The sequence below is a fragment of the Microbacterium meiriae genome, from assembly GCF_040686935.1.
GTDB classification, from domain to species: domain Bacteria; phylum Actinomycetota; class Actinomycetes; order Actinomycetales; family Microbacteriaceae; genus Microbacterium; species Microbacterium meiriae.
Window position 1 is genome coordinate 764,261 of the sequence record NZ_JBFBMF010000001.1, and the last position, 25,853, is coordinate 790,113.

The following is a 25,853-nucleotide window of genomic DNA, read 5'->3' on the forward strand; positions in this document are numbered from 1 at the left end:
TCGGCGATCAGGGGCACAGGCCCGTGACGCGATGCGTGATGGGGGTCAGTGTTTCGTAGGCGCCGGTCCACGAGAGCTTCACGTCGAAGGTGCCGGGGGTGTCGACCAGGGGCGTCACCTCGAGGATGTACGAGCCGCGTGCCGCGCCGGACACCGTCACGACATCACCCTCGACGACGGGCATGCAGGGCTGGAACACGGCGTTGACCACCGTCGGCGCGGTCGTCGCGGTGATGTTCACCTCTCCGGAGCACGAGCCGGTCTGCGTGGCATGGCAGGCCCTGGCACGGACCTGCCCCGGGGACGAGTCCGGGGTGAGCGCGAAGTCGCCGACCCACTGCCCGTACATGTAGTACTGCGGCACGAAGCCGTTCTCCACGTCGATGCGCGGCGCCGAGGCCAGGCCGTAGTCGTAGCGGTTCCCGTCGCGCCGCGGGTCCTTCGCGACCGTGTAGGTGGTGTCGCCACCGGGGCCGTCGACGAACGTGAACGTGAAGACGCTCGTGGGGGACGACTCCGCCACACCGTAGCCGTTCGACGCGCACGCCTTGACGTAGTACAGCTGGTACGGCCGCAACCCCTGCAGAGAGGGGGACTCGGAGCGCACCTCTCCGCCGGAGACCGACAGCGAGCCGTCCCCGTTCGCGGTGCAGCTGACGTTGCCGGACCGCCACGCCACGTAGGTGACCTGGACGCCCTTGGCGCTGCCGTTGGCCTGCGCGGCGATGCCGGAGACGTTCACCGCCGTGTTGGAGACCGCGGTCGCCTGTGTCGCCGCCGGGTCGAAGTACACGGAGCCGGCGACCGTCACGGACGTGCGGAAGCCACCACCCTCGTTCCCGCCGCCGGTCGGCGGCTGGAACTGGCTGATCGGGACGATCGTGAGGGTCTGCGCTCCCGGCGACAGCGCGATGTCGGCGGTGGTGGTCGCCCCCGTGCGGTTGATGACCTCGCCCGTCTCCTCGATCCGGAACGAGACGGCGTCGTCGGCGGCGTCGATCGAGACCCTGACCGCCCCGCGCCCGCGGTCCGAGACACCAGGTCGATACTCCGGCGTGGCCGTCGCGTTCGCGACGACCGGAGCCGCGTAGGCCCAGCTCGTGTGCGGCGAGGTGGACGCCGAGGTGCCGACGGCGTTGACCGCGGCCGCCGTGAAGGTGTGCGGGGCGCCGTTGGTCAGACCGCTGACCGTGCAGCGGTACACGGCACCGGCCGGACTGCAGGAGGCGTTGGCCGCGGCCCCGTCCTGAAGGATGGTCACGCCGGACACCCCGGGGTGGGCGCGCCGCGCCTCCCCGAGCGGCACCTCCAGCACGACGGTCGAGCGGGTGAAGCCCACGGTGGTGACGCTCGCCGGCGCCTGCGGGAAGCCCTGCAGGTCGAGAGTGAGGGTTCCCGTGCCGGTCCGCCCCTGGGCGTCGGCCACGACGAACGGGATCACGCACTGTCCTCCCGGAGCCTGGCCGCCGCGGGGCCAGCTCGCCGTGATCGTCTTGGTGCCGGCCGTCGAGATGGAGGCGACGTCGCAGCGCGCGCCTGCCCCGAGCGACATGAGCCGCAAGCCGGAGCCGGGCTTGCCGTCGAAGGGGTCGTACTCGCCGGCCACGTCGACGACGTCGATCGAGCAGTTGGCGCTGGTGACGACGCACTGCTTCGTGAAGGTGCCCCCCCCGTGGAGCGTCGGGCGGGGCCGCGCCGACGACCAGGCGCACGGAGGCCGACGGCTGACCGTACTGCGGCACCGTCACGCTGACGTTCTCGGTGTTGCCGGGTCGTGCATCGGCGCGCGCCTCGATCGTCAGCTTCGCCCCGCTCTGCGTGACGACGAACGCCGAACCCGAGTACACGATCCGGTACTCGAGGGAGCCCGCGTTGCCCTCGCGTCCGCCTTCCCAGGCGGCCATGTTGGCGTAGAGGTCGACGCTCTCGGTGGCCCCTGGGGCGATCGTGTGCGAGATCGAGGAGAGCAGCAGCTGAGGCTCCGAGGGACGGATGCTGACCGGCACGTCGACGAAGGACCAGCGCTTCTGACCTTCCAGGCGCACCGGGATCAGGCAGGTGTCCGACCATGGCGCCTCACGACCGGCGCGGTACTCCGCCTTGCGCGGACCGTCGGCCGCGCACGACGCTGCGGCCCGCTGAGCAGTGAAGGCGCCGGAGCCGATCTCCACGGCATCCGACGACGGCAGATCGAGGTAGTCCTGCACCGCGAACGACACGGCCGCGTCCTCGTCGACGACGACCGGTGTCGCGCCGGGGACGAGCTGGACCTGCATATCGTCGAACGCCGGGATCCGCAGGAAGCCGTAGGCGGCCACGTCCCGTCCGCCCGCGGCGGTGCCGGTGAGCTGGAAGGGGACCAGCGCGCCCTCCTTCGGCGCCTCCCCGATGATCCGGTTGCCCCGCACCGTGTATCCGGACTGTTCACCCCACAGGCTCAGGCGCAGGGACGAGACGTCGCCGGACGGCCACCGCACCCGGTCCGTCACGACATCGACACCGCCGTCCGCGAGATCGTCACGGTCGCGCGCCGTGAGCACAGTGTCCGCGATGACCGGCTGATCGGCGACCGTGCCCTCGGTGACGGTCAACACGATGAGGCCCTGCGCCGTGCTCCCGGTCCGCGTCGATCTCACGGTGTAGAAGTACGAGTTCGTCCCCGCCGTCTCCCCGGCGCGCAGCACGACGCGGCCGTCCTTCAGGGAGGTGTCCGAATCGATAAGCGCGTTCAGCCGCTCGTACAGCGGATTGCCCTTGACGGGGGGCGCGTTCGGCACGAGCGCGGTGATCTCGAGCTCGCTCTGCGCAGGGTCGAGGTCGTTCGAGCGCGGGTCCAGCACGACCGGTGTGCGGGATCCTGCCTCGACGCGGACGTAATCGCTGAACGTCACCGGAGCGGCGTCGTCGACATCCGCGTCGAGGACGCCGATGCGGACGGCACCGCTGCCCTCCTCGCCCTGCGGATCCCGCACGGTGTAGCGGAACGACACCTGTCCGCCATCCACTCCGCCGGCCGGCGCCCGGTACACGATCGCCTCGCCGTTCGCCGAGATGGTCGCCGTGCCGCCGCCCTTCTTCGGCTGATCGACGCCGGAGAGGACCACGCGGTCCCCGTCGCCGTCCATCCCGGTCGTGGGCACGGGGACGGTGACCGTCTGGCCGCTGAGGACGCGACCGGTGAGGGTGATCGGTGTGGGAGCGCGGTTGGTTCCCGGCGGGACGACCGTGACCGTCACGACGCCGTCGTCGGACAGCGACGGGTTCCGTTCGAGCGAGACCGAATACGTCAGCCGATAGGTGCCGGGCGTCTTCGGTGCCAGGTACCGCAGAGCGTTGCGGTCGGCGAACACGAGCTCGTCCGGCTCGCCGGATCCCGTCACCTCCGGGAGCACGAGGAGCGGCTCCCCGCGTGGCGCGACGTCGTTCGCGGCGACCTCGATGCGCGTGAGCGAGCCGGCGCGCACCGTCACCGCGTCCGGGAAGACGATCGGGCGGGTGACGGTCGACGGCGGGGTGAGGAACACGCTCACCGTGCCCTGCACCGCCCCGCCCGCGCCATCCGCGACCGTGACGGTGGCCGTGCCGATCAGACCGGGCTCTCCGTCCTCCGTCGTGCCGTTCACCCGCAGGCTCTCGTTGCCGACCACGCGCACGTTGAGCTGCGGCGTGGAGCTCACGGCGTCGGACAGCAGCAGCACGCGTCCGCTGGTGTTCTGCACGGCGCGGAGCACATCGACGGTCGTGTCCTCGCCCTCGCGCACGAACGCGGTCAGGGGTGCCATGGCGAGCGCCGCGGAGCCGTCGACCGCCGTGATGCGGATGACGGCGGACTGCTCCGCTTGGGTCGTGACGTCCTGCACGGTGTAGGTCACCACGTACTGGCCCGGCTTCGCCGCGGTCAGCTCCACGGTGCCCGCGGCCGCGTTCGGGGTGACCTCGAAGCCCTGCGCGGTCGCGGCGGTCTGGACGGCGTCCAGGAGGCGATACGACCCGGAGCCTCCGGACAGGTGATCGGAGATCCGGATGGACTGCCGCTCGCCGACGCGCGCGGTCACCGCGACAGCCGACGCCTGGAGCGCGGGACTGCCGCTGACCTGGACCTCGAGGGTCTTCTCCGCGGTCGCACCGTGCACGTCCTGCACCACGACCGTGATCGGGATCACGGCGTCCGCGGCGTTCGGATCGGTGTGCCGGATCGCGACCCGGCCGTCGTCCGTCGGCGCCACCATCACCGGCGCCGAGGAGTCCGTCTCGTAGGCGTCGCTCAGGATGAACGCATCGCCCTCGGGGTCCACCCAGCCGGAGAGCGCCGAGACGATCGTGCTGCCGCCGGCCAGGATCTGCGGCGCCGGCCAGTCCTGCGTGCAGGCCTCGACGCCGCACCAGACCGGGGCCGAGTTGACGCCGGGATCGACGACCGTCAGCGTCACGGTCGCCGGCGGCGAGACGGCCGCGCCGTCCGTCACGGCGTAGGTGAAGCTCGCCTGGCCGGAGCCCGCCTTCACATCGACGACCAGGAACTGCCCGTTCGCCACGAGCGCGAGGTCCCCGAACGCGGGGTCGCTGAGTCCTGCCGAGACCGACTCGGGGTCGATCGTCAGGACGTCCTTCTTGTTCGGATCGTGATCGTTCAGCAGGACGGGGAGGATGACGTGCTCCCCCGCGCGCACGCCGAACGCGTCGTCGACCGCGACCGGCGGCAGCTGCTCCGCCACGTCCTCGACGACGATGGTGCCCTCCTGCTGCTCCGTGTCGTCCTCGATCTTCCACTGCTCGAGCGGGATCAGCACGCCGTCCGGAGCGGTCCAGATGAGCCCCGTCCCGGTCTCGACGAGCACCGCGCGGTCGCCGTTCCCCTGGAACACCGGCTCGATGGCGGCCGCGTCGAGCGTCTCGTCAGGGACCTGCAGCGGGGTGGTCTCCCCCGCGCTCCACAGCGTCCCGCCGCCGCTGTCGAGCCAGGCCGCGTAGGTCTCCCCGCGGACGGAGACCGGTGCGGCAGGGACGCCGGACGCCTCCGCCACGCGATCGGATTCGCCGGACGAGAGGTCAACGGACACGAGGCCGTCGGAATCGGCGACGAGCACCGCATCGCCCTCGGCGGCCCCGCGCTGCAGGCGTGCGTCCTCGGCGACGTCCAGGGCGACGACCTCATCGCGTCCGGAGAGCCACAGCTCACCCGACCCCGGCTGCAGCATCGCCCAGCGCTCGCCGACGACCGCGATCGCCAGACCCTCACCCGCCTCGGGCGCATCGGCCACCGGAGACTCCTCCCCGAGGAACCGGTGCTCGTCGATGTCGAAACGGCGGACAGCCCCCTCATCCGCGGAGTAGAGGACGAGCAGGCCGTCCGGCGAGAGCCCGATCGCGTCGGCGGTGTAGGTCGGCGGGTCCTCCCCCTCCTCGACCTCGACCTCCGCGAACGGGTCGACGAGGGCTGTCCCCGCCCCGGCGGCCAGGGTCGACACGGACACCTGCCCGGTGTCGGTCCGGTAGGCCACGTAGACCCCGGCGGAGAGCACGTCGCGCGTCCCGGCGGGCGTCGGCTGCGAGGCGAGCGGCGTGCCCTCCTCCGAGCTGTCGGAGAGCAGATCGGCGGGGCTGGCCGCATCGACGTCCCACCGCTGCCGGTTCCCCTGGGCGAAGAGCACCGTACTGGAGCCGCTCTGCCAGACCGCCTCGGGGTCGTCGACGTCGCGGACCGTGTCGATCTCGGCGAGCTCGGTGTTGACGCGCGCGTACTGTCCGCTGTCGCGCATGACCCAGACGGCCGGCTCGAGGCGCGGCACCTCCTGGGACTGATACCCCTGCGCCGTCACCGCGAGTGCCACGACGACCACGAGCGCCAGGATCCCCGAGATCAGCGCGATCAGCTTGCCCCGGGGCGGGGTCGCGCCGTCGGCGCCGGTGCGGTTTCCTGCCGCCATCAGAGGATCCCCGTGAGGAACAGGGCCGCGGTGCCGATCCCCGCGATGGCGGCCGCGCCGATCACCGCGCCGACGATGCCGACGACCAGGGGCGACCGGGTCCGGCCGCGGGTGCTCGCCGGGACGTCGTCCCGCTCGCGGGGTGCCACCTGCGGACGGGCCGCACGCGCGGCTCTCCGCGAGTCGGGCGCGACCGTCGTGATGACGGGCCCGCGGACGGTCGCGTCCGAGAAGTTCACCGGCGCCGCCGCGGCCCACTCCGCCGACGCCGCCTCGAAGGCGGTCGGCGAGATACCGAGCTCGTACTGCGCCCAGCGCAGCTTCTCCGCGAACTCGGCCATGCTCGCCGGCCGCTTCGCCGGGTCACGGTGCATGGCGCTCGCGAAGAGGTCGTCGATGATCGGGGGGATGCCCGCGACGGGCACCGCCGTGTACCGCGCCTTGATGATGCGGTCCGTGAGCTGATCGCGGGAGTTCGAGCCGCGGTCGGCGCGCTCGAACGGGCTGCGGCCGGCGAGCAGCGTGTAGAGCGTCGCGCCGAGGCTCCAGACCTCGCTGGGGATGGATCCGGACACGCGCTCCTGGAGGACCTCGGGGGAGCTCCAGGGCACCGACATCGCGATGGTCTCGCCCTCACCCTCCTCGATGACGGCGGCCGCGATGCCGAAGTCGGCCAGCACGGGCGCGCCGAGGGAGTTGATGAGCACGTTCGACGGCTTGATGTCGCGGTGCAGCAGCCCGGCCCTGTGCACGGTCTCCAGCGCGCCGGCCATGCGGACGCCGATGTCCAGCACCTCAGCGAGCGGGAGCGGGGCCTTCTTGTACCGCGCGCTCATCGTGTCGGGGCAGTACTCCATCGCGAAGTACGGCCGCCCGTCCGCCGAGATGGACGCCTGGTAGATCGTGACGATCGACGGGTGGGCGCTCAGTCGCGCCGAGATGTCGGCTTCCACGTTGAAGGTCTGCAGCACCTCGGGGTTCACGGCATCCGCGAGCAGGACCTTGACGGCGACGACGCGGCGCGGCATGTCCTGTTCGTAGAGGAACACGTCGGCGAACCCGCCGGACCCGAGTGGACGCACGTAGCTGTACCCCGCCAGCGTCGGCGGTGTCGCGGCCATGCGCGTTGCCACTCCTGCTCCTCACGGTCTGATGGGAGACCGCGCGCCTGCAGCCACCCGGCGTCGTGCGCCGGGAGATCCCCCGATGTGCCGAGTATATCGGGCGAGGGACCGTGGCCCCGCTCTCTTTCCCGACGGGACGTCAGGCCTTCCAGCACCCCTCGATGTGGTCGTCCACCATGCCCGCCGACTGCATGAGGGCGTACATCGTCGTCGGGCCGACGAAGCGGAACCCGCGCCGGCGCAGCTCCGTGCTCAGTGCGGTCGACTCCGGTGTGACGGCGGGGACCTCGGAGAACGACCGTGGCCGCGTTCCGGTCGCCGGCGGGGCGAACGACCACATCAGCGCATCGAGCTCGCCGTCGGCCATCGACTGCACGATCCGAGCGTTGCCGATCGTCGCGAGGATCTTGGCGCGGTTGCGGATGATGCCGGTGTCGGCCATCAGCCGTTCCACGTCGGCGTCGTCGAACGCCGCCACCGCCTCCGGCACGAAGCCTGCGAACACCTCCCGGAACCGCGGACGCTTGCGGAGGATCGTGATCCACGACAGTCCCGCCTGGAAACCCTCCAGCGCCATCTTCTCGAAAAGCGCCCGGTCCCCGTGCAGCGGCGTTCCCCACTCCTCGTCGTGGTACCGGCGATATTCTGCGTCGTCGCCGACCCACGCGCAGCGCGCACGGGAGTCCGGCCCCAGGAGGAGGGAGGTCATCCCCTCACCGTATCCGCCCCCACCGACCCCCACCCCCGCCCCGTCCCGCGTCCCCTCGTGTGAGTTCAATTCCGCCCCTCCCCCCGCCTCCCCCGGCCCGTTCCCCATCCCGCCACGACGCACTCCTCCAACGGGGGATCGAAAAGGCCCTCCCGGAACAACCCCGCGGCCCCTTTCCCATCCCGCACCGAGCGCGGAGGCAGTTCTCCGCAGGGGGCGCGCGGGGCCCTCACGAGAGCAGCGCGGGATCAGAACCGTACCTGCGCGGTCCTCATCCGGAGACTTTTCCGTCCCGGCCCAGGGACTCGACGGTCGCGGGACGGAAGTCGCTCCTTATGCAGGCCGCGGAGGCGTGCTTTTGATCCCGCGTCGGACCGGACGGGGCCGGGACCGGGGCCGGGGCCGGGACGGGACGAAGATCGCTCCTCAGGCAGGGGCCGGAGGCCCGCTTTTGATCCCGTACTGGAGCGGACGGAGACCGTCAGCGGACGGACCCGGGACCGGGCGGGGGTCAGTCGGCGAAGGTGATGGCGTCGATGACGAAGCGGTAGCGGACATCGGACGCGAGGACCCGCTCGTACGCCTCATTGATCGCCGACGCGGGAATGACCTCGATCTGCGCGGTGATGCCGTGCTCCGCGCAGAAGTCGAGCATCTCCTGGGTCTCCCTGATGCCACCGATGTTCGAGCCGGCGATGGAGCGTCGTCCGGCGATCAGCGACCCCGCGTTCAGGGCGAGGGCCTCCGCCGGAGCACCCACGCACACGATGGTGCCGTCCGCGTCGAGCAGCCCGAGGTAGGAGCGGAGGTCGATGACGGCGCTCACGGTGTTGAGGATCACGTCGAAGGAGCCGCGCAGGTCACGGAAGGTCTCCCGGTCGCTCGTCGCGAAGTAGCGGTCGGCGCCGAGGCGGAGGCCGTCGTCCTGCTTCGAGAGCGTCTGCGACAGCACGGTCACCTCCGCGCCGAGGGCGTGTGCGATCTGAACGCCCGTGTGACCGAGGCCGCCGAGTCCGACCACCGCGACGCGCGTGCCGGGGCCGACCTTCCAATGCCGCAGCGGCGAGTACGTGGTGATGCCCGCGCACAGCAGCGGAGCCGCCGCGTCCAGGGGCAGGGCGTCCGGGATGCGCAGCACGAAGTCCTCGGTGACGACGACCTGCTGCGAGTAGCCGCCCTGGGTGATCGTCCCGTCGCGGTCGACCGCCCCGTAGGTGCCGACGGCGCCCTGCGTGCAGAACTGCTCGTCGCCGCGGAGGCAGTACACGCACTCCCGGCACGAGTTCACGAGGCAGCCGACGCCGACGCGGTCGCCGAGGGCGTGCTTCGTGACCTCGGCGCCCACTGCGGCGACCGTTCCGGTGATCTCGTGTCCCGGGGCGAGCGGGTACTGCTGCGGACCCCAGTCGCCGCGCACGGTGTGGATGTCGGAGTGGCAGATGCCGGCGAAGGCGATGTCGATGAGGACGTCGTGCGGGCCGAGCTCTCGACGCTCGATGACGGTCTTCTCGAGCGGGGCGGCTTCGGCGGGGGCGGCGTAGGCGGTGACGGTCGACATGATGCTCCTCGGGTCGGTACTCGCCGAGACTATCCGCCTCCGTCGATGAATCCGCTGTCCGGAGGGCCCGGGCCGTGTGGGGACGGCCCGGGCCGACCGCTCAGCGCTTCTGCCGCTTGAGCGTCTTCTCCAGGACGGGCGCCTGACCGGTGGCCTCGAGGTCGGCGTAGTACGCACGGGCCTCGTCCTGCCGCTGCTTCTCCGCACCGCTCGCGATGGGAGCCCGCACGTGCTCGGGCTCGTACCCGAACGCGTCGACGAGGTCGAGCGCGTACGGACGCAGTCGCGCGCACAGCCGATCGATGTAGCTCGACACCGCCGCGGCCCGCTGGGTGGACAGCCGTCCGTGGATGAGGTGCCAGGCGAGGTGCTTCTCGATGAGCTGCAGACCGAAGAGGTCGCGCAGCCAGGTCATGACCTTCTTCGTCTCGGCGTCGTCCATCGCGTGGACGGCGTCGGTGAAGGCCTCCCACTGCAGGAGCTCGGCGTGCGCCCTGGCCGCCTCGATGAGCTCGGCCTGGTTCTCGTTGAACAGCCGCGCTCCGAGCACCTTGTCCTTGCCGGCGGCGCGCAGCCGGGTCGCGATGTCAGCAACCATCTGCTGCACGCGGCCTGCGAGGAGGTCGTGCTGCTGCTCCTCGCGCAGGCCGCGCTCCACCGACCGGGCGACCTGACCGAAGTCGGTCACCGCCTGGCCGAGCTGACGGAGGCCGGCGCCGTGGAACACCTTGCCGGCGGTCATCCCCACGGCGTAGCGCGCGAGCGCCGCGGCGTCCTTGCCCTGGAACTGCTTCGCATAGTCGGTCAGCAGCCGCTTGCCCACGAGCTGGAGCAGGACGTTGTTGTCGCCCTCGAACGTGACGTAGATGTCGAGGTCGGCACGGAGCCCGACGAGCCGGTTCTCGAACATGAAGCCGGCGCCGCCGCACGCCTCGCGGGCCTCCTGCAGGGTGTCGAGCGCGTGCCAGGTCGACAGCGGCTTGAGCGCCGCCGCGAGCGTCTCCAGGTCCTCCCGGTCGTCCGGGGTGTCGGTGCGACCGGAGAACACGCCGTCGAACTTCTGCAGGAACTCGTCGTGCGCGAAGATCTGCGCGTACGTGGTGGCCAGGCGCGGGAGCAGACGGCGCTGGTGCTTGCCGTAGTCCATCAGCACGACCTCCTGCCCGTCCGCACCGTCGAACTGGCGACGCTGCGTGGCGTAGGTGATCGCGATGTGCAGACCGAGCGCGGAGGCCCAGGAGGCGGCGCCGTCGAGCGAGACGCGTCCCTGCACGAGGGTGCCGAGCATCGTGAAGAAGCGGCGGCCGGGGCTGTCGATCGCGCTCGAGTAGGTGCCGTCCGCGGCGACGTCGCCGTAGCGGTTGAGCAGGTTCGTGCGCGGGATGCGCACCTGGTCGAAGGAGAGACGGCCGTTGTCGATGCCGTTGAGTCCGCCCTTGAGGCCGTCGTCCTCGCGGCCGATGCCGGGGAGGTCGACGCCGTCCTCGCCGCGCAGCGGCACGTAGAAGCAGTGCACGCCGTGGTTGACGCCGTTCGTGATGAGCTGGGCGAAAACCGTCGCGGCGATGCCGTGCAGGGCGGCGTTGCCGAGGTACTCCTTCACAGCTCCCCGGAACGGCGTGTGGATGACGAACTCCTCCGTCTCCGGGTCGTACGTCGCGGTCGTGCCGACTGCGGCGACGTCGGAGCCGTGCCCGATCTCGGTCATCGCGAACGCACCGGGGATCGACAGGTCCATGACGCCGGGGAGCCAGGTGTCGTGGTGCTCCTTCGTGCCGAGCTGCAGGATCGCGGAGCCGAAGAGGCCCCACTGCACGCCCGACTTGATCTGCAGGCTCGGGTCGGCGGCCACGAGCTCCTCGAATCCGGCGATGTTGCCGCCGTTGTTCTCCTCGCCGCCGAAGCGCTTCGGGAACGCGCGGTGCACGGCCTTGTTGTCGACGAGGAGGTGGAGCTGGCTGAGCACCCGCTCGCGGTGGTCGTCCTTGCCGAGCTCGTCCTTCCGCCAGAATGCGGAATCCTTGATCATCTCGCGGGCCTGGCGGCGCACGTCGCCCCAGGTGCCCATCAGGGCGTCGTTCAGGCGGGCGACATCGATCTGCGGGGCGGTCGCGCTCTCGCGCGGGTCAGGTGTCGTCGAAGGGCGGACGGCGGCGTCGACCATGAGCGTTCCTCTCGGAGAGACGAAGGTGGATGCCTCTCATGGTAGGTGTGCGACAAAACGACACGAAGTCCCCTGTCCGCATCCTCCAACCCCCCGCCGCCCCGTCCGCGCCCGTCGTTGTCGGCTCGCGACAGGTTCGACCGTCAGGAGGCGGCGATGACGGCGAGCACGCCGTCGCCGTAGGCCTCGCGCTTCTTCGCGCCGATGCCGGTGATGCCGTCGAGGTCGGCGTGCGACGTGGGACGATGCTCCGCGAGAGCACGGAGCGTGGCATCACCGAAGACGATGTACGCCGGGACGCCCTGTTCCCTGGCGGTCTCGGCCCGCCAGGCCCGCAGCGCCTCGAACAGCTCCCGGTCTCCGGCGTCGAGGGCGTCGGCGGCACTCGCCTTCCGGGCTCGCGACGGCGAGGACGGGCGTCCGATCGTGTCTTTCCGGAGGGGCACCGCAGTCTCGCCGCGCAGCACCCCGGCCGCCGCCTCCCCCGGCGCGAGCGTGCCGTAGTCGCCCTGCGCGACGAGGATGCCCCGGGCGAGGAGCTGGCGCACCACGCTCCGCCAGTCCTGGTCGGAGAGGTCGGCGCCGATGCCGTAGGTCGCGAGGGCGTCGTGCCGCTGCTGGCGGATGCGCTCGGTCGAGGCACCGCGGAGGATGTCGATGAGGTGGCCAGCGCCGAAGGCCTGATTCCGCTCGCGCTTGAGGCGCACGATGGTGGACAGCAGCTTCTGCGCGGGGACGAGCCCGTCGAAGGTCGCCGTGTCGTCGAGGCACGTGTCGCAGTTGCCGCAGGGCTGCGAGTCCTGACCGAAGTACCCGAGGAGGTTCTGCCGGCGGCACTCCACCGTCTCGCACAGCGCCAGCATCGCGTCGAGGTGCTGCCCCATGCGCATCTTGAACGTGCGGTCGCCGGGACTCTGATCGATCAGACGACGCTGCTGCACGACGTCGCCGAGCCCGTACGCCATCCAGGCCACGGACGGCTCCCCGTCGCGGCCGGCGCGACCGGTCTCCTGGTAGTACCCCTCGACCGATTTCGGCAGATCGATGTGGGCGACGAAGCGCACGTCGGGCTTGTCGATGCCCATGCCGAACGCGATCGTCGCCACCATCACGACGCCGTCCTCGCGGAGGAAGCGCGACTGGTTCGCCGCCCGCACCTCGGCGGGCAGGCCCGCGTGGTACGGCAACGCGTCGAGACCCTGCGCGGCGAGATAGGTCGCCGTCTGCTCGACGGACTTCCGGCTGAGGGCGTAGACGATGCCCGCCGCGCCCTCCGGCTGCGACCGGATGAACTGCACGAGCTGCTTGCGCGGGTCGACCTTCGGGACGATCCGGTACTGGATGTTGGGGCGGTCGAAGCTCGCGACGAAGTGCTTCGCCGTGTCGAGGTGCAGACGCTCGGTGAGCTCCTTGTGCGTGGCCCGCGTCGCGGTCGCGGTCAGGGCCATGCGGGGCACGCCGGGGAACCGCTCGCCCAGGTCGCCGAGCGCGAGGTAGTCGGGCCGGAAGTCGTGCCCCCACTGCGACACGCAGTGCGCCTCATCGATCGCGATGACGCTGAGCGTGCCGCGCTGCAGGAGGGAGGTCGTCTGCGCGCCCGACAGCCGCTCCGGGGCGACGTAGAGGAGGTCGAGCTCTCCGGCGACGTAGGCACGCTCGACCTCGCGGCGCTCCTCGATCGACTGGGTGGAGTTGAGGTACGCGGCCTTCACACCGTTGGCGCGCAGCGCGTCGACCTGGTCGTGCATGAGCGCGATGAGCGGGCTGATGACCAGTCCGGTGCCCTCGCGGATGAGTGCGGGCACCTGGTACGTGATGCTCTTGCCGCCGCCGGTGGGCATCAGGACGACGGCGTCGCCGCCGCCGATGACCTGCTCGACGATGGCCGCCTGGTCGCCGCGGAAGTCGTCGTAGCCGAACACGGTGTGCAGTGCCTCGCGGGCCGTCGCATACCGGCTGGGCGTGGCGCGGCGGACGGCCGGCGCGGTGGTCACCGCGGTCGTCGGGCCCGGACCCCAGTCGAGGGGCGGCTCGAAGCCCGCGCCCTGCGGCTCCCAGTCCATCGGCTCCGGCGGCTCGGTCGGCTCCCACCCGTCGTCCCAGGGCTGGTCGGATGCCGCGTCCGGCTCGGGGATCCATCCGTCGTACGGATCGCGGGGAGTCTGCGGCATCCCTCCAGCGTAATCACCCCGACGGACAGCGGCACGGCGACGTCCACAGGCCCGCACCCCCGATCCCGGGCGTAGGTTGGTTCCAGACGCCGGAAGGAGCATCCCGATGACCGACATCACCGTGACCCGCAACGACGAGGCCTCCCGCTACGAGATCCGTTCTGATGACGTGCTGGCCGGGTTCGCCGAGTTCGACACCCGCCCCGGCGCGATCCGGTTCCTGCACACCGAGATCGACCCCGCTTTCCAGGGCCAGGGCCTGGCCGGGAAGCTCGCCGCGGCGGCACTGACCGACGTGGCGTCGACGGGCGACGCGATCGTGCCGCTCTGCCCGTACATCGCGAAGTACCTCCAGACGCACGAGGTGCCCGGCGCCGAGATCCGCTGGCCGCAGCGTCCGGGCTCGACGGCGGACGCCCCGGTGCAGGAGGAGTCGGCCGGCGCGGACGAGGACCCCACGGGCAGGGCGGAATGATCGGGAAGCGCCGCCTCGTCCTCGAGCCGCGGGCGGTCCCGCTCGGCGGCGTGCGCGGCATGGAAGTGCTCCGGGTGCTGCCGCATCGCAACCTCCCCACCATCGGCGCGTGGTGCTTCCTCGACCGGTTCGGCCCGGCCGAGACCCGGATGCGCGTCGAGCCGCACCCGCACATCGGTCTGCAGACGGTGACCTGGCCGCTCGTCGGGGAGATCCGGCACCGCGATTCGCTGGGCAGCGACGCCGACCTCCGGCGCGGACAGCTCAACCTCATGACCGCCGGCAACGGTATCTCGCACTCGGAGTACTCCATCGGCGACGACCCCGTCCCGCTCGACGCGCTGCAGTTCTGGGTCGTGCTCCCGGAGTCCGCGCGCCACGGCGACGGCGGCTTCGAGCGGCACACCGATCTGCCGACGACGACGCTGCCGTCCGCGACCGGATCGGACGCCACGGCCACAGTCGTGCTCGGCGAGTTCGCGGGCGTGCACTCGCCGGCGACCGTGCACACACCGATCGTCGGGGCGGAGATCGTCGTGCCGGCTGGAACCGCCGTGCGCCTGCCGCTGCGGCCCGAGTGGGAACACGCGCTGCTCCTCGTCGAGGGCGACGCCGCCGTCCCCGAGCACGCGATGACCCGCAACGACATGCTCTATCTCGGCGATTCCCGCGACGGCGTCGAGGTGACCAGCAGTGAGGGCGGCTTGCTGTTCCTCCTCGGGGGTGAGCCGTTCGAAGACGAGATCGTCATGTGGTGGAACTTCGCCGGGCGCTCCCACGACGAGATCGTCGCCGCCCGCGAGGACTGGGAGAAGGCGTCCCCGCGGTTCGGCGTCGTCGAGGGGCATGACCAGCGCATCCCCGCGCCGCCGCTCCCTCCGGTGCGCCTGATGCCGCGCAGCCGCACCCTCTGACCCCCTCCCGCACAGCCCCTCCCGCTGAGGCACTCCCGCTGAGGCACTCCCGCTGATTCAGGCACTCCCGCCAACACAGGCACTCTTGGTGCTCCCTGCCTGTTCTCGCGCCAGTGCCTGCCCCCGCGCTGGAGCCTCCTGGCCCGACCACACCGACCCTTCCCGCTCTTCAGGCACTCGCGCGGGCTCAGGCTCGATTGGCTTTCACCTGCCTGAACCCGCGCGATCGCCTGTTCCAGGAAGCAGAAGGAGACTCAGGCGCGGTCGGGGGTGTGCACGCGCGCGAGGAAGCGGTCCGTGCGGGGTGAGGGTCCGCGAGGGTCGAGCAGCGACACGGCGACCGTGACCCCGGTCGCCAGCGGGATCGTCCAGGCGGCGGGCTGCGCGAGGTAGGGCGCCGCGACGCCGACCCCGTCCACGGCGGCGTGCACGAGCAGGGCGAGGCCGGTCGCGACGCCACCGCACACCATGCCCGCGACCGCCCCACGCGCGGTGAGGCCCCGCCACCACACGCCCAGCAGCACCACGGGCGAGAGCGTCGATGCCGCCACGACGAACACCACTCCCACGCTCGACACGAGCCCCGCGGGAACCGTGAGCAGCGCGACCCCCAGCGGCACGAGCGCGCACAGCACCGCGGACAGCCGGAAGGAGCGCACGGAACCGGAGAAGACGTCCTGGCTGATGACCCCCGCGAGCGACACCACGAGTCCGGCCGAGGTCGCCAGGAACGCGGCGAAGGCCCCGGCGACGATGAGCGCCGTCAGCAGCTCGCCGGCCGGCCCGGGGAACACCCGCGACGGGAGCTGCAGCACCACGGTGTCGGCGATCCCGGGCCGCGCGAGGTCCGGGGCAGCGATCCGCGCCAGGAGCCCCATCGCGCTCGACACGGCGTAGAACGCGCTCACCATGGCGATGACGATCACGGTCGTCCGCCGCGCGGAGGCCCCCGTCGGGCTCGTGTAGAACCGCACCAGGACGTGCGGCAGCCCCATCGTGCCGAGGAGCAGGGCGAGCAGCAGCGACGCGGTCTCGTAGGCGTCGAAGCCCGACGGCCCGGCCTCCGCGGGGAAGACGAGCGCGGGATCGAAATCGTGCGGGCCGCCGCTCAGCGCGAACGCGATGCACACCACCGGCACGAGGAGCGCCGTGAGCTTGAGCCAGTACTGGAAGGCCTGCACGAAGGTGATCGCGCGCATCCCGCCCGCGGCGACCGCCGCCGCCACGAGCACCGCGATCGTCACGGCTCCGATCCACTCCGGCAACCCGGCGACCACGACGAGCGTGATGCCTGCGCCGTGCAGCTGCGGCACGATGTAGAGCCAGCCGATGATGAGCACCGCGAGGCTGGTGACCCGGCGCGCGGCCGTCGAGTCGAGCCGGGCCTCGACGAAGTCCGGGATCGTGTACGCCCCGCTGCGGCGCAGGGGCGCGGCGACGAAGACGAGCACGAGCAGATACCCCGCGGCGTATCCGATGGGGAACCAGAATCCGCGGGCGCCGTCCAGCAGCACCAGCCCGGAGAGGCCGAGGAAGGTGCCGGCCGACAGGTACTCGCCGCTGATGGCCGAGGCGTTCCAGACCGGACGCACCGTACGCGACGCCACGAAGAAGTCGCTCGTCGTGCGCGACACCCGCAGCCCGTACACGCCGATGAGGAGGGTGGCGATGACGACCAGGGCGACGCCGACGAGGTCGAGCACGGCGTTCATTCGCGGTCTCGCAGGGCGCGGTACCGCCGCTCGTTGCGGACCGCCGTGCGCACGTACAGCACTGCGAAGACGAGGATCACGGGATAGAACGCGAAGGCCTGGAGAAGCCATGACAGGGGCAGCCCGCCGAGGACGACGGCGTCGATCTCGGGGATGAGCGCGATCCCGAGCGCCAGAGCGACGACGACAACGACGAAGCCGGCGACGGTGCCCAGGGCGAGCCGGAGCTGGCTGCGCATCAGGGCACGGGCGTAGACGGCATCGGCCTCCGCGACCGGAGCGCCGGGCAGCGCGATCCCCCGCGTGGCGGCGGAGGAGCGACGGGGCGGGGCGTCCGCCGTGATGCGCACCCGCTTCGGCGCCTCGGTCATGCCGTCCCCTCGCCCCGCACGAGCGCCTCCCGCACCGCGGGGACGAGCCTCCTGCTCACCGGCAACACGGCCGCGCCGACGACGACCGTGGGCTCCCCGCCCGACAGCCGCGCTTCAGTCACCGCGGCGATCCGGACGAGCGTGGAACGGTGGATGCGGAGGAACCCCACGGGCGCCCACCGGGTCTCGAGCTCGGAGAGGGGGACGCGCACGAGGTGGCCGAGGCCGTCGTCCTCGGTGTGCAGGCGCGCGTAGTCGCCCTGCGCCTGCACCCAGCGCACGTCGCTGCGCCGCACGAACCGCACCGCCGCGCCCACCGTCACCGGCAGCACCTCGTCCTCGCCGCGCGGCGTGGCTTCCTGCGCGACCACCCTGTCCACGGCACTCCGCAGCCGTTCCCGCCGGACGGGTTTGAGAAGGTAGTCCGCCGCGCGCAGCTCGAACGCCTCGACCGCACGGGCCTCGTCGGCGGTGACGAACACGACGGCCGGCGGCTCCGCGAGACCGAGGAGCGCGCGGGCGAGCTCGGTGCCGAGCAGGCCCGGCATGTGGATGTCGAGGAAGGCGATCCGCACCGCTCGCGCGGAGAGCTGACGCAGCGCGTCGGCGCCGTTGCCCGCGGTGAGGATCTCGCCGATGCGCGGGTCGGCGCGCAGCAGATGCACGAGCTCGTCGAGGGCCGGCTGCTCGTCGTCGGCGACGAGGACGTCGATCATGCCGCTCCTCAGTCGTCGTCCGGGTCGTGCAGGGGCTGCGATTTCGGGACTCGCATGCGCACCAGGGTACCCGCGCCGGCGTTGGTCTCCACGACCAGTCCGCCCCCGCTTCCATAGACCTGACGGAGCCGGGTGTCGACGTTCCGCAGACCCACGTGACCGCCCTCCTCCCGCGCGGTCAGCAGCGCGCGCAGGCCGTCAGGGTCCATGCCCACGCCGTCGTCCTCGACGAGGATCTCGGTGTGCGTGCCGTCGTCGCGGGAGGTGATGCGGATCTCGCCGCCGCCCTCCCCCGGCTCCAGGCCATGCCGCACGGCGTTCTCGACGAGCGGCTGCACCGAGAGGAACGGGATGACCGTCGCGAGGGTCTCCGGCGCGATCTGCAGCGTCACCCGCAGGCGGTCGCCGAATCGCGCGCGCTCCAGTTCGAGGTACGAGTGGATGCTGCCCAGCTCCTCCGCGAGCGTGGTGAACTCCCCCTGGCGGCGGAAGGAGTATCGGGTGAAATCGGCGAACTCGAGCACGAGGTCGCGGGCCCGGTCCGGGTCGGTCGTGATGAACGACGCGATCGCGGTGAGGGCGTTGTAGATGAAATGCGGGGAGATCTGCGCGCGCAGAGCCCGGAGCTCGGCCTCCGCGAGCTGGGTGCGGGAGGCCTCGAGTCCGCCGAGCTCGACCTGCGCCGCGCACCAGTCGGCGACCTCCTCCGCCGCCCGCACGAGCGCGGCCCGTACCGGGGACGCGAAGGCGACGACCACCCCGACCGGCACCCCGTCGACGAGGATGGGCGCGCCGACCGCCTCCAGGTCGTCCGTCCGCGACGGGGCGGGGAACACCTGCCGTCGCCCGGACGCGCGCACCTGGGCGGCGATGCGCACGGCGGCGGATTCGAGCCCGTCCGCGGCGCCGTCGAGCGTGACCGTGTCGTCGTCGCCGACGATGGCGACCGCAGCGCTGCCCAGCAGGGCCCGCAGGTGCCGGGCGGCCTTGACGGCATCCGGCCCGGTCAGTCCGCCGCGGAGGTGCGGGGCGGCGAGGCTCGCCTGATGCAGCGCCCGCAGCGCCCCCTGCTCCGCCTCGCTGCCGAGATCGGCGGACCCGCGCGCGAACCGGCGGGCGAGCAGCAGCAGCGCCGTTAGGGCGATGCCGCCGAGCGCGCCGAGGACCGCGGCGAGGACGACGTCGTTCATGCGCTCAGCCTAGGGACGCTTCGACAGGCTCAGCGACCCACCCTTCGACAGGCTCAGCGACCCACCCTGGGGCCCTGAGCCTGTCGAAGGGTCAGCAGCAGCGGGCACCGGGATTGCGGTCCTGGTCGTCCATCCGCTGACGCCAGAACTGCCGCTCCGTCAGCGGCTCCTCGTCCGGATGATGCCGCCGGTGATGGGCGACGTACGTGGCGTACGCGGTGTCGCCCATCAGCGTCGTCATGTACCAGCGGATGCCGCGGCCGACCCGGCCGAGGGCGCTCCACAGCGCCCGCAGCGGGGAGGTCGCGGCATCCGTCCGATCCACCGTGGAGGTCATCTCAGTGCCGTGCCGCCGCGCGCTCTTCGGCGAGGATCGGCTCCCACTGCTTCTCGAGCTCGCGCTCCTCCGCGTCAGGGAGGAAACCGGCCGGGGCGAAGCGGCGGGACGGGACGGGCGGGTCCTCGGTGTTCTCGCCGCCGCCGTTGCGGACCGCCTTCACGGTCGCGACGACCGCCATGACGATGACGATGATCGCGAGCACCACGAAGATGATCGACAGCGTGCCCTGCACTGCGGTGTTGCGGATGACGGCCTGCAGCACCTCCGGCGCGCCGAGCGTGGTGTCACCGGAGTTCAGCGCCTCCAGGTAGCGGAAGTGGTTCGCCCAGTATCCGATCGCCGGCACCGGCGAGAAGATCTTGTAGAGCGAGGCCGTGATGGTGACGACCGCGGTGAAGGCGAGCGGCAGCGCGATGATCCACAGCCACCGGAAGTAGCTGCGACCACGCTTGGCGACGATGGCCAGCACCACGGCGAGCGCGATCGCCGCGAGCAGCTGGTTCGCGATGCCGAACAGCGGGAAGAAGGTGTTGATGCCGCCGAGCGGGTCGGTGACGCCGAGGATGAGGATCGCTCCCCAACCGGCCACCATGATCGCGGTGCAGATCCACACCCCTGGGCGCCAGGAGACGTCGCGGAACTTCGGGAACCAGGCGCCGATCGAGTCCTGCAGCATGAAGCGGGCGACCCGGGTTCCGGCGTCCACCGCCGTGAGGATGAACAGGGCCTCGAACATGATCGCGAAGTGGTACCAGAACGCCATGAGCGCCTGTCCGCCGAGGGCCTGCTGCATGATGTGCGCGAGGCCGAGCGCGAGCGTCGGAGCCCCGCCGGTGCGCGAGACGATCGACTCCTCGCCGACCGCCGCCGCCGTGCCCGTGAGCATGTCGGGGGTGAGGTTCACCCCGGTCAGGCCGAGCGAGTTCACGAAGGCGACCGCTCCCTCGACCGTGCCGCCGGTCGCCGCGGCGGGGGCGTTCATCGCGAAGTAGATGCCCTGGTCGATCGAGATCGCGGCGACGAGGGCCATGATCGCGACGAACGACTCCATGAGCATGCCGCCGTAGCCGATGAACCGGGTCTGCCGCTCCTTCTCCACGAGCTTCGGCGTGGTGCCCGACGCGATCAGCGCATGGAATCCGGACAACGCGCCGCACGCGATCGTCACGAACAGGAAGGGGAAGAGCGGCCCGGCGAACACCGGACCCATGCCGTTCTCGCCGAAGATGCTGACTGCGGGGACCGAGATCTCCGGACGCACGAGGATGATCGCGCCGGCGAGCATGACGATGACGCCGATCTTCATGAACGTGGAGAGGTAGTCGCGGGGCGCGAGCAGCAGCCAGACCGGAAGCACCGCGGCGATGAAGCCGTAGATGATGATGCCCCACGCGATCGTGGTGCGGTCGAGGTGGAAGATCGCCTGGCCCCACTCGGTGCCGGCGACCCAGCCGCCGCCGATGATGGCGGCCATGAGCAGCACGAAGCCGATGATCGAGACCTCGGTCACCTTGCCCGGACGCAGGTAGCGCAGGTACACGCCCATGAAGAGGGCGATCGGGATGGTCATCGCGACGGAGAAGACGCCCCACGGGCTCTCGCCGAGGGCGTTCACGACGACGAGCGCGAGGATCGCGACGATGATGAGCATGATGAGCAGCGAGGCGATGATCGCCGCGGTGCCGCCGATCTTGCCGAGCTCCTGCCGCGCCATCTGGCCGATGGTCCGGCCGCCGCGCCGCATCGAGAAGAAGAGCACCGTGTAGTCCTGCACGGCTCCCGCGAGAACGACGCCCACGATGATCCAGATGGTGCCGGGAAGGTACCCCATCTGCGCCGCGAGCACGGGGCCGACGAGGGGTCCGGCGCCGGCGATGGCGGCGAAGTGGTGGCCGTAGAGCACCCGGCGGTCGGTGGGGACGTAGTCCTTCCCGTCCTGCTTCACCTCGGCGGGCGTGGCGCGGCGGTCGTCGGGGCGGGTGATGTACCGCTCGATGACCTTGGAATAGAAGCGATAGCCGATCAGGTAGGTGCACACGGCGGCGAACACGAACCAGATCGCGTTCACGGTCTCTCCGCGCACGATGGCGAGCATCACCCAGGCGACGCCGCCGAGGAGGGCGATGGCCGTCCACAGCAGGATCTTCGGCAGGGTCCAGCGGCGGCTCTTGGCCTCGTGCTCCGCGGAGAGGGCGACGGGTGGGAGGTTCGGGTCGGTCTCGATGACGGGGTCGTCGTCGACGAGCCCGGCGCCGTCGCGGCGGCGCGACGAAGGTGCGGTCATGGGGTTCTCCTCTGGGGGCGCATCATTGCGTCTCCCCACGGTAGGGAGTGCGCCCCGCCGTCGCACCCGGATCCGGGCACGCTGCGACGAGCGGCGGCGGCCATGCGACGAACGGATGCCCGGCAGTCCCCGCTCCGACCGGACGCACGACCCGGAGACGACGGCACGGCCGCACGAGGGATTCCCTCGTGCGGCCGTGACCGGGTCGTGCAACCGTTCCCGGATCACCCGGGGGCGTCGGTCTCCGGAGGCGCGGTCGGCTCCGGAGTCGGCCCCGGCGTCGGAGTCGGATCCGGCGTCGGCGTCGGCTCGGGAGTCGGCGACGGCTTCGGCGCGGGAGTCGGCGTCGGCGCGGCATCCGCGGGCGTCGTGACCGTCACCACCGTGCGCACGGCCGAGTCGCCGTACTGGACGAGTCCGAGGTAGCGGGTGCCGGCGGTCAGACCGGTCCAGCTCAGCTCGTAGCTCGTCTTCTCCCCGCGGACCGCGGCGATCGGGTTCGGCGTCGCGGTGAACGACCCCTCCCCGTCCGGCAGCACGGAGGCGTGGGTCATGTCCCACGTCATCGGCCCGGTGGTCGCGTACACGTTGGCGACGACGAGGTAGGTGCCCGCGGTCGGTGCGGGGATCGTCACCTGCTCGTCGGCCGAGCCCGTCGCCGACTGCCAGCGCTCGTAGTACCGCAGGTCGTCGGGGCTCACGACCCGGTAGACGGTGAGGTCGAGGTCACTGCCCTCGTCGTCGGAGGAGTCGAGGTCGAACCGCGAGAGCGTGGCGCCCTCCGGCACGTCGACGATCCAGGACACGTCCTTGTTCGCGTCGCCCGAGTTCTCGTTGCCCGAGTGCCCCTCGACGGGGTTGTCCGGGTCGCTGAGGAGCTGGAACGGGGTGAGACCCGAGACGCCCAGCGCCAGATCGCCGTCGAGGCCGGGGGTGATGTCGACGGTCGTGCTGCCGTCGACGCCGCTGCCCGTGATCTCGGCCGGGGCATCCGCCGTGACCGGGAACACCGCGATCGGCGAGCGCACCGTGTTCTTCTTGCTCGTCCAGGTGAGCGAGCCCGTGGCCCACTGCTCGACCGGCGCGGTGGTGCTGTCGAACGTGACCGTGAAGGTCTTCGTCTGCCCCGGCTTGTCGAAGGAGAGCTGGGACGGCGTGACGGTGACGTTCACGCCGGGGACGGATGCCTTCGCCGTGAACACGCCCTTCTCGGTCGAGGTGACCGAGCGGGTGACGGTCTGCGCGCTGGCCAGGGACCCGATCGAGATCGATGCCTGGTTCAGATCGCTGCCGTCGATGGGGTCGATGCCGGGGAAGTCCGACAGCCCCTTCCCGTCGAGGAACGCCGCCCAGTCCTTGAACCCGTTCAGGTAGAGCAGACCGGGGTTCAGGAACCGCGTCGCATCGACCTGTCCGGCACCCTGCTCGAACGGGTTCGTGTTCTTCGAGCCGTCGGGGAGCACGGTGTCGGAGGCGGTCGTCATCAGGGCCGAACGGATCTCGCCCGGGGTCGCCCGCGGGTGCTCCCCGAGGTAGAGCGCACCGAGGCCCGCGATGTGCGGGGAGGCCATCGACGTCCCGGAGAGGATGCCGAAGGTCGGGTCCTCACCCGGGGCATTGTGCGTGGCGGCGAGGATCGCGACGCCGGGAGCGGCGATGTCCGGCTTGAGGACGTCCGTGCCGTCGGCCAGGACCGGCCCACGGCTCGAGAAGCCGGCGATCTGCGGGGTCGGGGTGGTCACCCCGGTGGTGTTCTCACCGACGAGGGTGATCGGCCGATCGACACCGCCCTGCACGTAGGCGAGCACGGCTGCGCGGTGCACGGCGTTCAGGTGCACCGTCGGCACCGCGTGGAAGTCGTTGTCCAGCGAGTCCGCGCCACCGGGCACGTTCACCAGCACCATGCCGATGCCTCCGGCGTCCTTCACGACCTGGGACTTCTCCGCGCGCGCGTTGCCGCCGCGGTCGCAGACCACGATGTGCCCCGCGACCTTCGTCGGGTCGAGGGTGCCCGGCAGGCACAGCTGCGCATCCACCGCACCGGGCGCCGCGGCATCCACGGCGGCGATGGAGGGCCCGGAGACGCTCTCCCCGAACGGCACGCTCACCGACGCCCCGGCCTCCTCGAAGCCGTCGAACTGCACCGTGCCTTCCCACGTGGGGATGGTGGAGGCGGCGACCGTCGTGTACCACGGCGAGGCGTGGTCGGCGGTGACCGGATCGGGACCGTCGTTGCCGGCGCTGGTCGCGACGAAGACGCCGGCAGCCGCGGCGTTGAGGAACGCGAGGTCCTCCGGTGCCATCACGGTGCTCGCGGCGCCGCCGCCGATCGAGTAGTTGATCACGTCGACACCGTCCGCGACGGCCTGATCGATCGCGGCGACGAGGTCGCTCAGCGCGCAGATGTCATCGGTGGTCACGGTCGTGTCCGGACCGACGTAGCAGGCCTTGTACGCGGCGACCTTCGCCGCGGGCGCGACACCCGAGATGGTCCCGAAGTCGACGCCCTCGACCGCGGCCTCCACTCCGAAGTCGCCCGCGGCGGTGCTCGCGGTGTGCGAGCCGTGGCCGTCGCCGTCGCGTGGGGAGAGGTAGTCGTACTGGAAGTCGAACCCGGCGGCCTGCGCTCCCGCGAAGAAGTACTGCCCGCCGATGAGCTTCGTCGAGTAGTCGCGCTCGTCCCAGTCCTGGCCGTCGACCATCGCGCCGCGGAACTGTCCGCCGTCGGACTTGTCGAAGTACACGTAGGTGCCGTCGGTATAGGGATCCGTGCCCTTGTGGCGGCTGTTCTGCTTCTTCTGCTGCTTGAGCTTCTTGCCCTCGAACGAGGGGTGCTCGGGAGCGATGCCGGTGTCGATCACGCCGACCACGACGCCCTCGCCCGCCTTCTTGACGCCACCGGTCTGCTGCCACACCCCGCCACGGCCCTTGCGATCGTCGCCGAGGCCGAGGTAGTCGGTGGAGGTCTGCGCATCGGGGTGACGGATCTCGTCGGGATACACCCCCAGGACGTCCTTCGAGGCACGGAGCTGGTCCACCTGCTCACCCGAGAGGTCGGCGCTGAACCCGTTGAGCACGACCTGGTAGGTCGTGTCCGGCGTGACGCCGACGTCGTTGATGAGGCTCTTCTGCTCGGACTCGAGGTGCTTGACGTACCGCCGCGCGTCCTGCGACTGCGTCTCGAGCTGCTCGCCCTCGTCGGGCTTCGTCGCCTTGAGTCCCTTGACGTCGCCTTCGTAGCTGGCGAGGGGATCGGCCTTCATGATCACGATGTAGTGCCCGGGGGTCCCCGCGACCGGAACGGGGTGCGTCACCTCCCCGGTCGCTGCGTAGCCTGCGGTTGCCGTCGATGCGATGAACAGCGTCGCCAGGGTGGTGGCTGCTGCGATCCGAAGGGGTGTTCGACCCATATCTCGCTCCTGATGATCCGATGATCCCGATGCCGCCTCGTTGCCGCACCGCGGCTCACGATAGACCCGCTCCTCGGCGCCGGATCGAGAACTGAACGATGGTCGAATCCCGATCGCGCCGATCGGTCAGGGTGGACGACGGCCGGCTCTCCGAATGTCGCCAGTAGGCTGGAGACGTGGCCCGTACCTCCGTCCTGTCGACCAGAGTGCTGCTGATCTGCGCAGCGATCGGTGTGGCCACGGGCATCCTCGGCGGCATCGCCGGATGGGTCACTCCCCTCCTCCTGGCCAGCCCGCTGCTGTTCCTCTACGGCCTCGTGCTGGGCTCGCACGTGCTGCCGGGCATCATCGCGCAAGAGGTGCTGCGGCTGCCGCTCGTGGCACTCATCACGCACGTGTTCGCCGCGCTCATCGCGAGCGCCTTCAACCCGGCGTGGTCGTTGCGGTTCATCGGCACGGCGCTGCTGTTCGGCCTCATCCAGGAAGGTGTCGCCGCCCTCACCCGCTATCGCTCCTGGGGCGCCTGGCGGTTCTTCGTCTCGGCCGTCGTGATCGGCGTCGTCGTGGCGGTGGCGGTGTTCTTCGCGGCGAACCTCGCCGTCCTGCCGCTCTGGGCCCAGCTGCTGTACCTGACGATCTCCGTGCTCGGCCCGGTGGCCTGGACGGCGATCGGCCTCGCCATCGGTTCGGCGCTGCGCACCGCCGGCGTCGCACGCCGCTGATCGCGCACGCACCCTGCTGGCAACACAGGTAAGGCTCAGCTAAGTTAGAGGCACACCCTCCGTCGA

At 71.2% G+C, this 25,853-nt stretch carries 17 protein-coding genes; 3 read left to right on the forward strand and 14 right to left on the reverse strand.

The genetic code is table 11. The features are described from left to right. Window positions 1-7: 7 nt before the first annotated feature. From AB0P08_RS03740 to recQ, 7 genes are all read right to left on the reverse strand, one after another. A complete protein-coding gene (locus tag AB0P08_RS03740; RefSeq protein ID WP_363588130.1) occupies window positions 8-184 on the reverse strand; it encodes a hypothetical protein in 177 nt (58 codons plus the stop codon). Beyond that, entirely contained in the window at window positions 165-5,927 is a 5,763-nt protein-coding gene (locus AB0P08_RS03745; RefSeq protein WP_363588132.1) for an Ig-like domain-containing protein, read from the reverse strand. Before AB0P08_RS03745 ends, AB0P08_RS03740 begins: the two co-directional genes overlap by 20 nt. Further along, complete coding sequence (locus tag AB0P08_RS03750) at window positions 5,927-7,060, reverse strand: serine/threonine-protein kinase (protein WP_363444843.1); 1,134 nt, start codon at window positions 7,058-7,060, stop codon at window positions 5,927-5,929. The genes AB0P08_RS03745 and AB0P08_RS03750 overlap by 1 nt, the downstream gene beginning before the upstream one ends. Before the next feature lie 130 nt (window positions 7,061-7,190). Beyond that, the gene (locus AB0P08_RS03755; protein WP_259952775.1) at window positions 7,191-7,760 is read right to left on the reverse strand and encodes a DNA-3-methyladenine glycosylase I; all 570 of its coding nucleotides are present in this window, start codon (window positions 7,758-7,760) and stop codon (window positions 7,191-7,193) included. A 511-nt stretch (window positions 7,761-8,271) separates the two neighbouring features. Continuing rightward, on the reverse strand, window positions 8,272-9,318 hold the full coding sequence (locus AB0P08_RS03760; RefSeq protein WP_363588134.1) for an NAD(P)-dependent alcohol dehydrogenase: 1,047 nt from the start codon (window positions 9,316-9,318) through the stop codon (window positions 8,272-8,274). Window positions 9,319-9,418: 100 nt separating this feature from the next. Further along, entirely contained in the window at window positions 9,419-11,482 is a 2,064-nt protein-coding gene (locus tag AB0P08_RS03765; protein WP_363588136.1) for an acyl-CoA dehydrogenase family protein, read from the reverse strand. 143 nt (window positions 11,483-11,625) lie between these two features. After that, window positions 11,626-13,653 carry a DNA helicase RecQ gene (gene recQ / locus AB0P08_RS03770; protein WP_363588138.1) on the reverse strand — a complete coding sequence of 676 codons (2,028 nt, stop codon included), beginning with the start codon at window positions 13,651-13,653 and terminating at the stop codon, window positions 11,626-11,628. Window positions 13,654-13,759: 106 nt separating this feature from the next. Between recQ and AB0P08_RS03775 the strand changes: the two genes are divergently transcribed. Both AB0P08_RS03775 and AB0P08_RS03780 read left to right on the forward strand, forming a co-directional pair. After that, entirely contained in the window at window positions 13,760-14,128 is a 369-nt protein-coding gene (locus tag AB0P08_RS03775; RefSeq protein WP_315638086.1) for a GNAT family N-acetyltransferase, read from the forward strand. Beyond that, window positions 14,125-15,042 (forward strand): pirin family protein, encoded by a 918-nt coding sequence (locus AB0P08_RS03780; RefSeq protein ID WP_363588140.1) that lies wholly within the window; start codon window positions 14,125-14,127, stop codon window positions 15,040-15,042. The genes AB0P08_RS03775 and AB0P08_RS03780 overlap by 4 nt, the downstream gene beginning before the upstream one ends. Before the next feature lie 254 nt (window positions 15,043-15,296). On the opposite strand, the gene AB0P08_RS03785 is transcribed toward AB0P08_RS03780, so the two are convergent. The 7 genes from AB0P08_RS03785 to AB0P08_RS03815 all read right to left on the reverse strand — a co-directional run bounded on the left by AB0P08_RS03785 (window position 15,297) and on the right by AB0P08_RS03815 (window position 25,065). Continuing rightward, entirely contained in the window at window positions 15,297-16,754 is a 1,458-nt protein-coding gene (locus AB0P08_RS03785; RefSeq protein ID WP_363588142.1) for a sodium/solute symporter, read from the reverse strand. Further along, window positions 16,751-17,125 carry a heavy metal transporter gene (locus AB0P08_RS03790; protein WP_363588144.1) on the reverse strand — a complete coding sequence of 125 codons (375 nt, stop codon included), beginning with the start codon at window positions 17,123-17,125 and terminating at the stop codon, window positions 16,751-16,753. The genes AB0P08_RS03785 and AB0P08_RS03790 overlap by 4 nt, the downstream gene beginning before the upstream one ends. Then, window positions 17,122-17,841 carry a LytR/AlgR family response regulator transcription factor gene (locus AB0P08_RS03795; RefSeq protein WP_363588146.1) on the reverse strand — a complete coding sequence of 240 codons (720 nt, stop codon included), beginning with the start codon at window positions 17,839-17,841 and terminating at the stop codon, window positions 17,122-17,124. The genes AB0P08_RS03790 and AB0P08_RS03795 overlap by 4 nt, the downstream gene beginning before the upstream one ends. Before the next feature lie 8 nt (window positions 17,842-17,849). Next, a complete protein-coding gene (locus tag AB0P08_RS03800) occupies window positions 17,850-19,031 on the reverse strand; it encodes a sensor histidine kinase (protein WP_363588148.1) in 1,182 nt (393 codons plus the stop codon). Window positions 19,032-19,122: 91 nt separating this feature from the next. After that, entirely contained in the window at window positions 19,123-19,368 is a 246-nt protein-coding gene (locus AB0P08_RS03805) for a YbdD/YjiX family protein (protein ID WP_081811614.1), read from the reverse strand. Between the two features lies 1 nt (window position 19,369). Continuing rightward, the gene (locus AB0P08_RS03810; protein WP_363588150.1) at window positions 19,370-21,655 is read right to left on the reverse strand and encodes a carbon starvation CstA family protein; all 2,286 of its coding nucleotides are present in this window, start codon (window positions 21,653-21,655) and stop codon (window positions 19,370-19,372) included. Window positions 21,656-21,879: 224 nt separating this feature from the next. Beyond that, window positions 21,880-25,065, reverse strand: coding sequence for a S8 family peptidase (locus AB0P08_RS03815; protein ID WP_363588152.1), 3,186 nt, complete (start codon window positions 25,063-25,065; stop codon window positions 21,880-21,882). Between the two features lie 176 nt (window positions 25,066-25,241). Between AB0P08_RS03815 and AB0P08_RS03820 the strand changes: the two genes are divergently transcribed. Further along, the gene (locus AB0P08_RS03820; RefSeq protein ID WP_187663132.1) at window positions 25,242-25,787 is read left to right on the forward strand and encodes an ECF transporter S component; all 546 of its coding nucleotides are present in this window, start codon (window positions 25,242-25,244) and stop codon (window positions 25,785-25,787) included. Window positions 25,788-25,853: the final 66 nt, after the last annotated feature.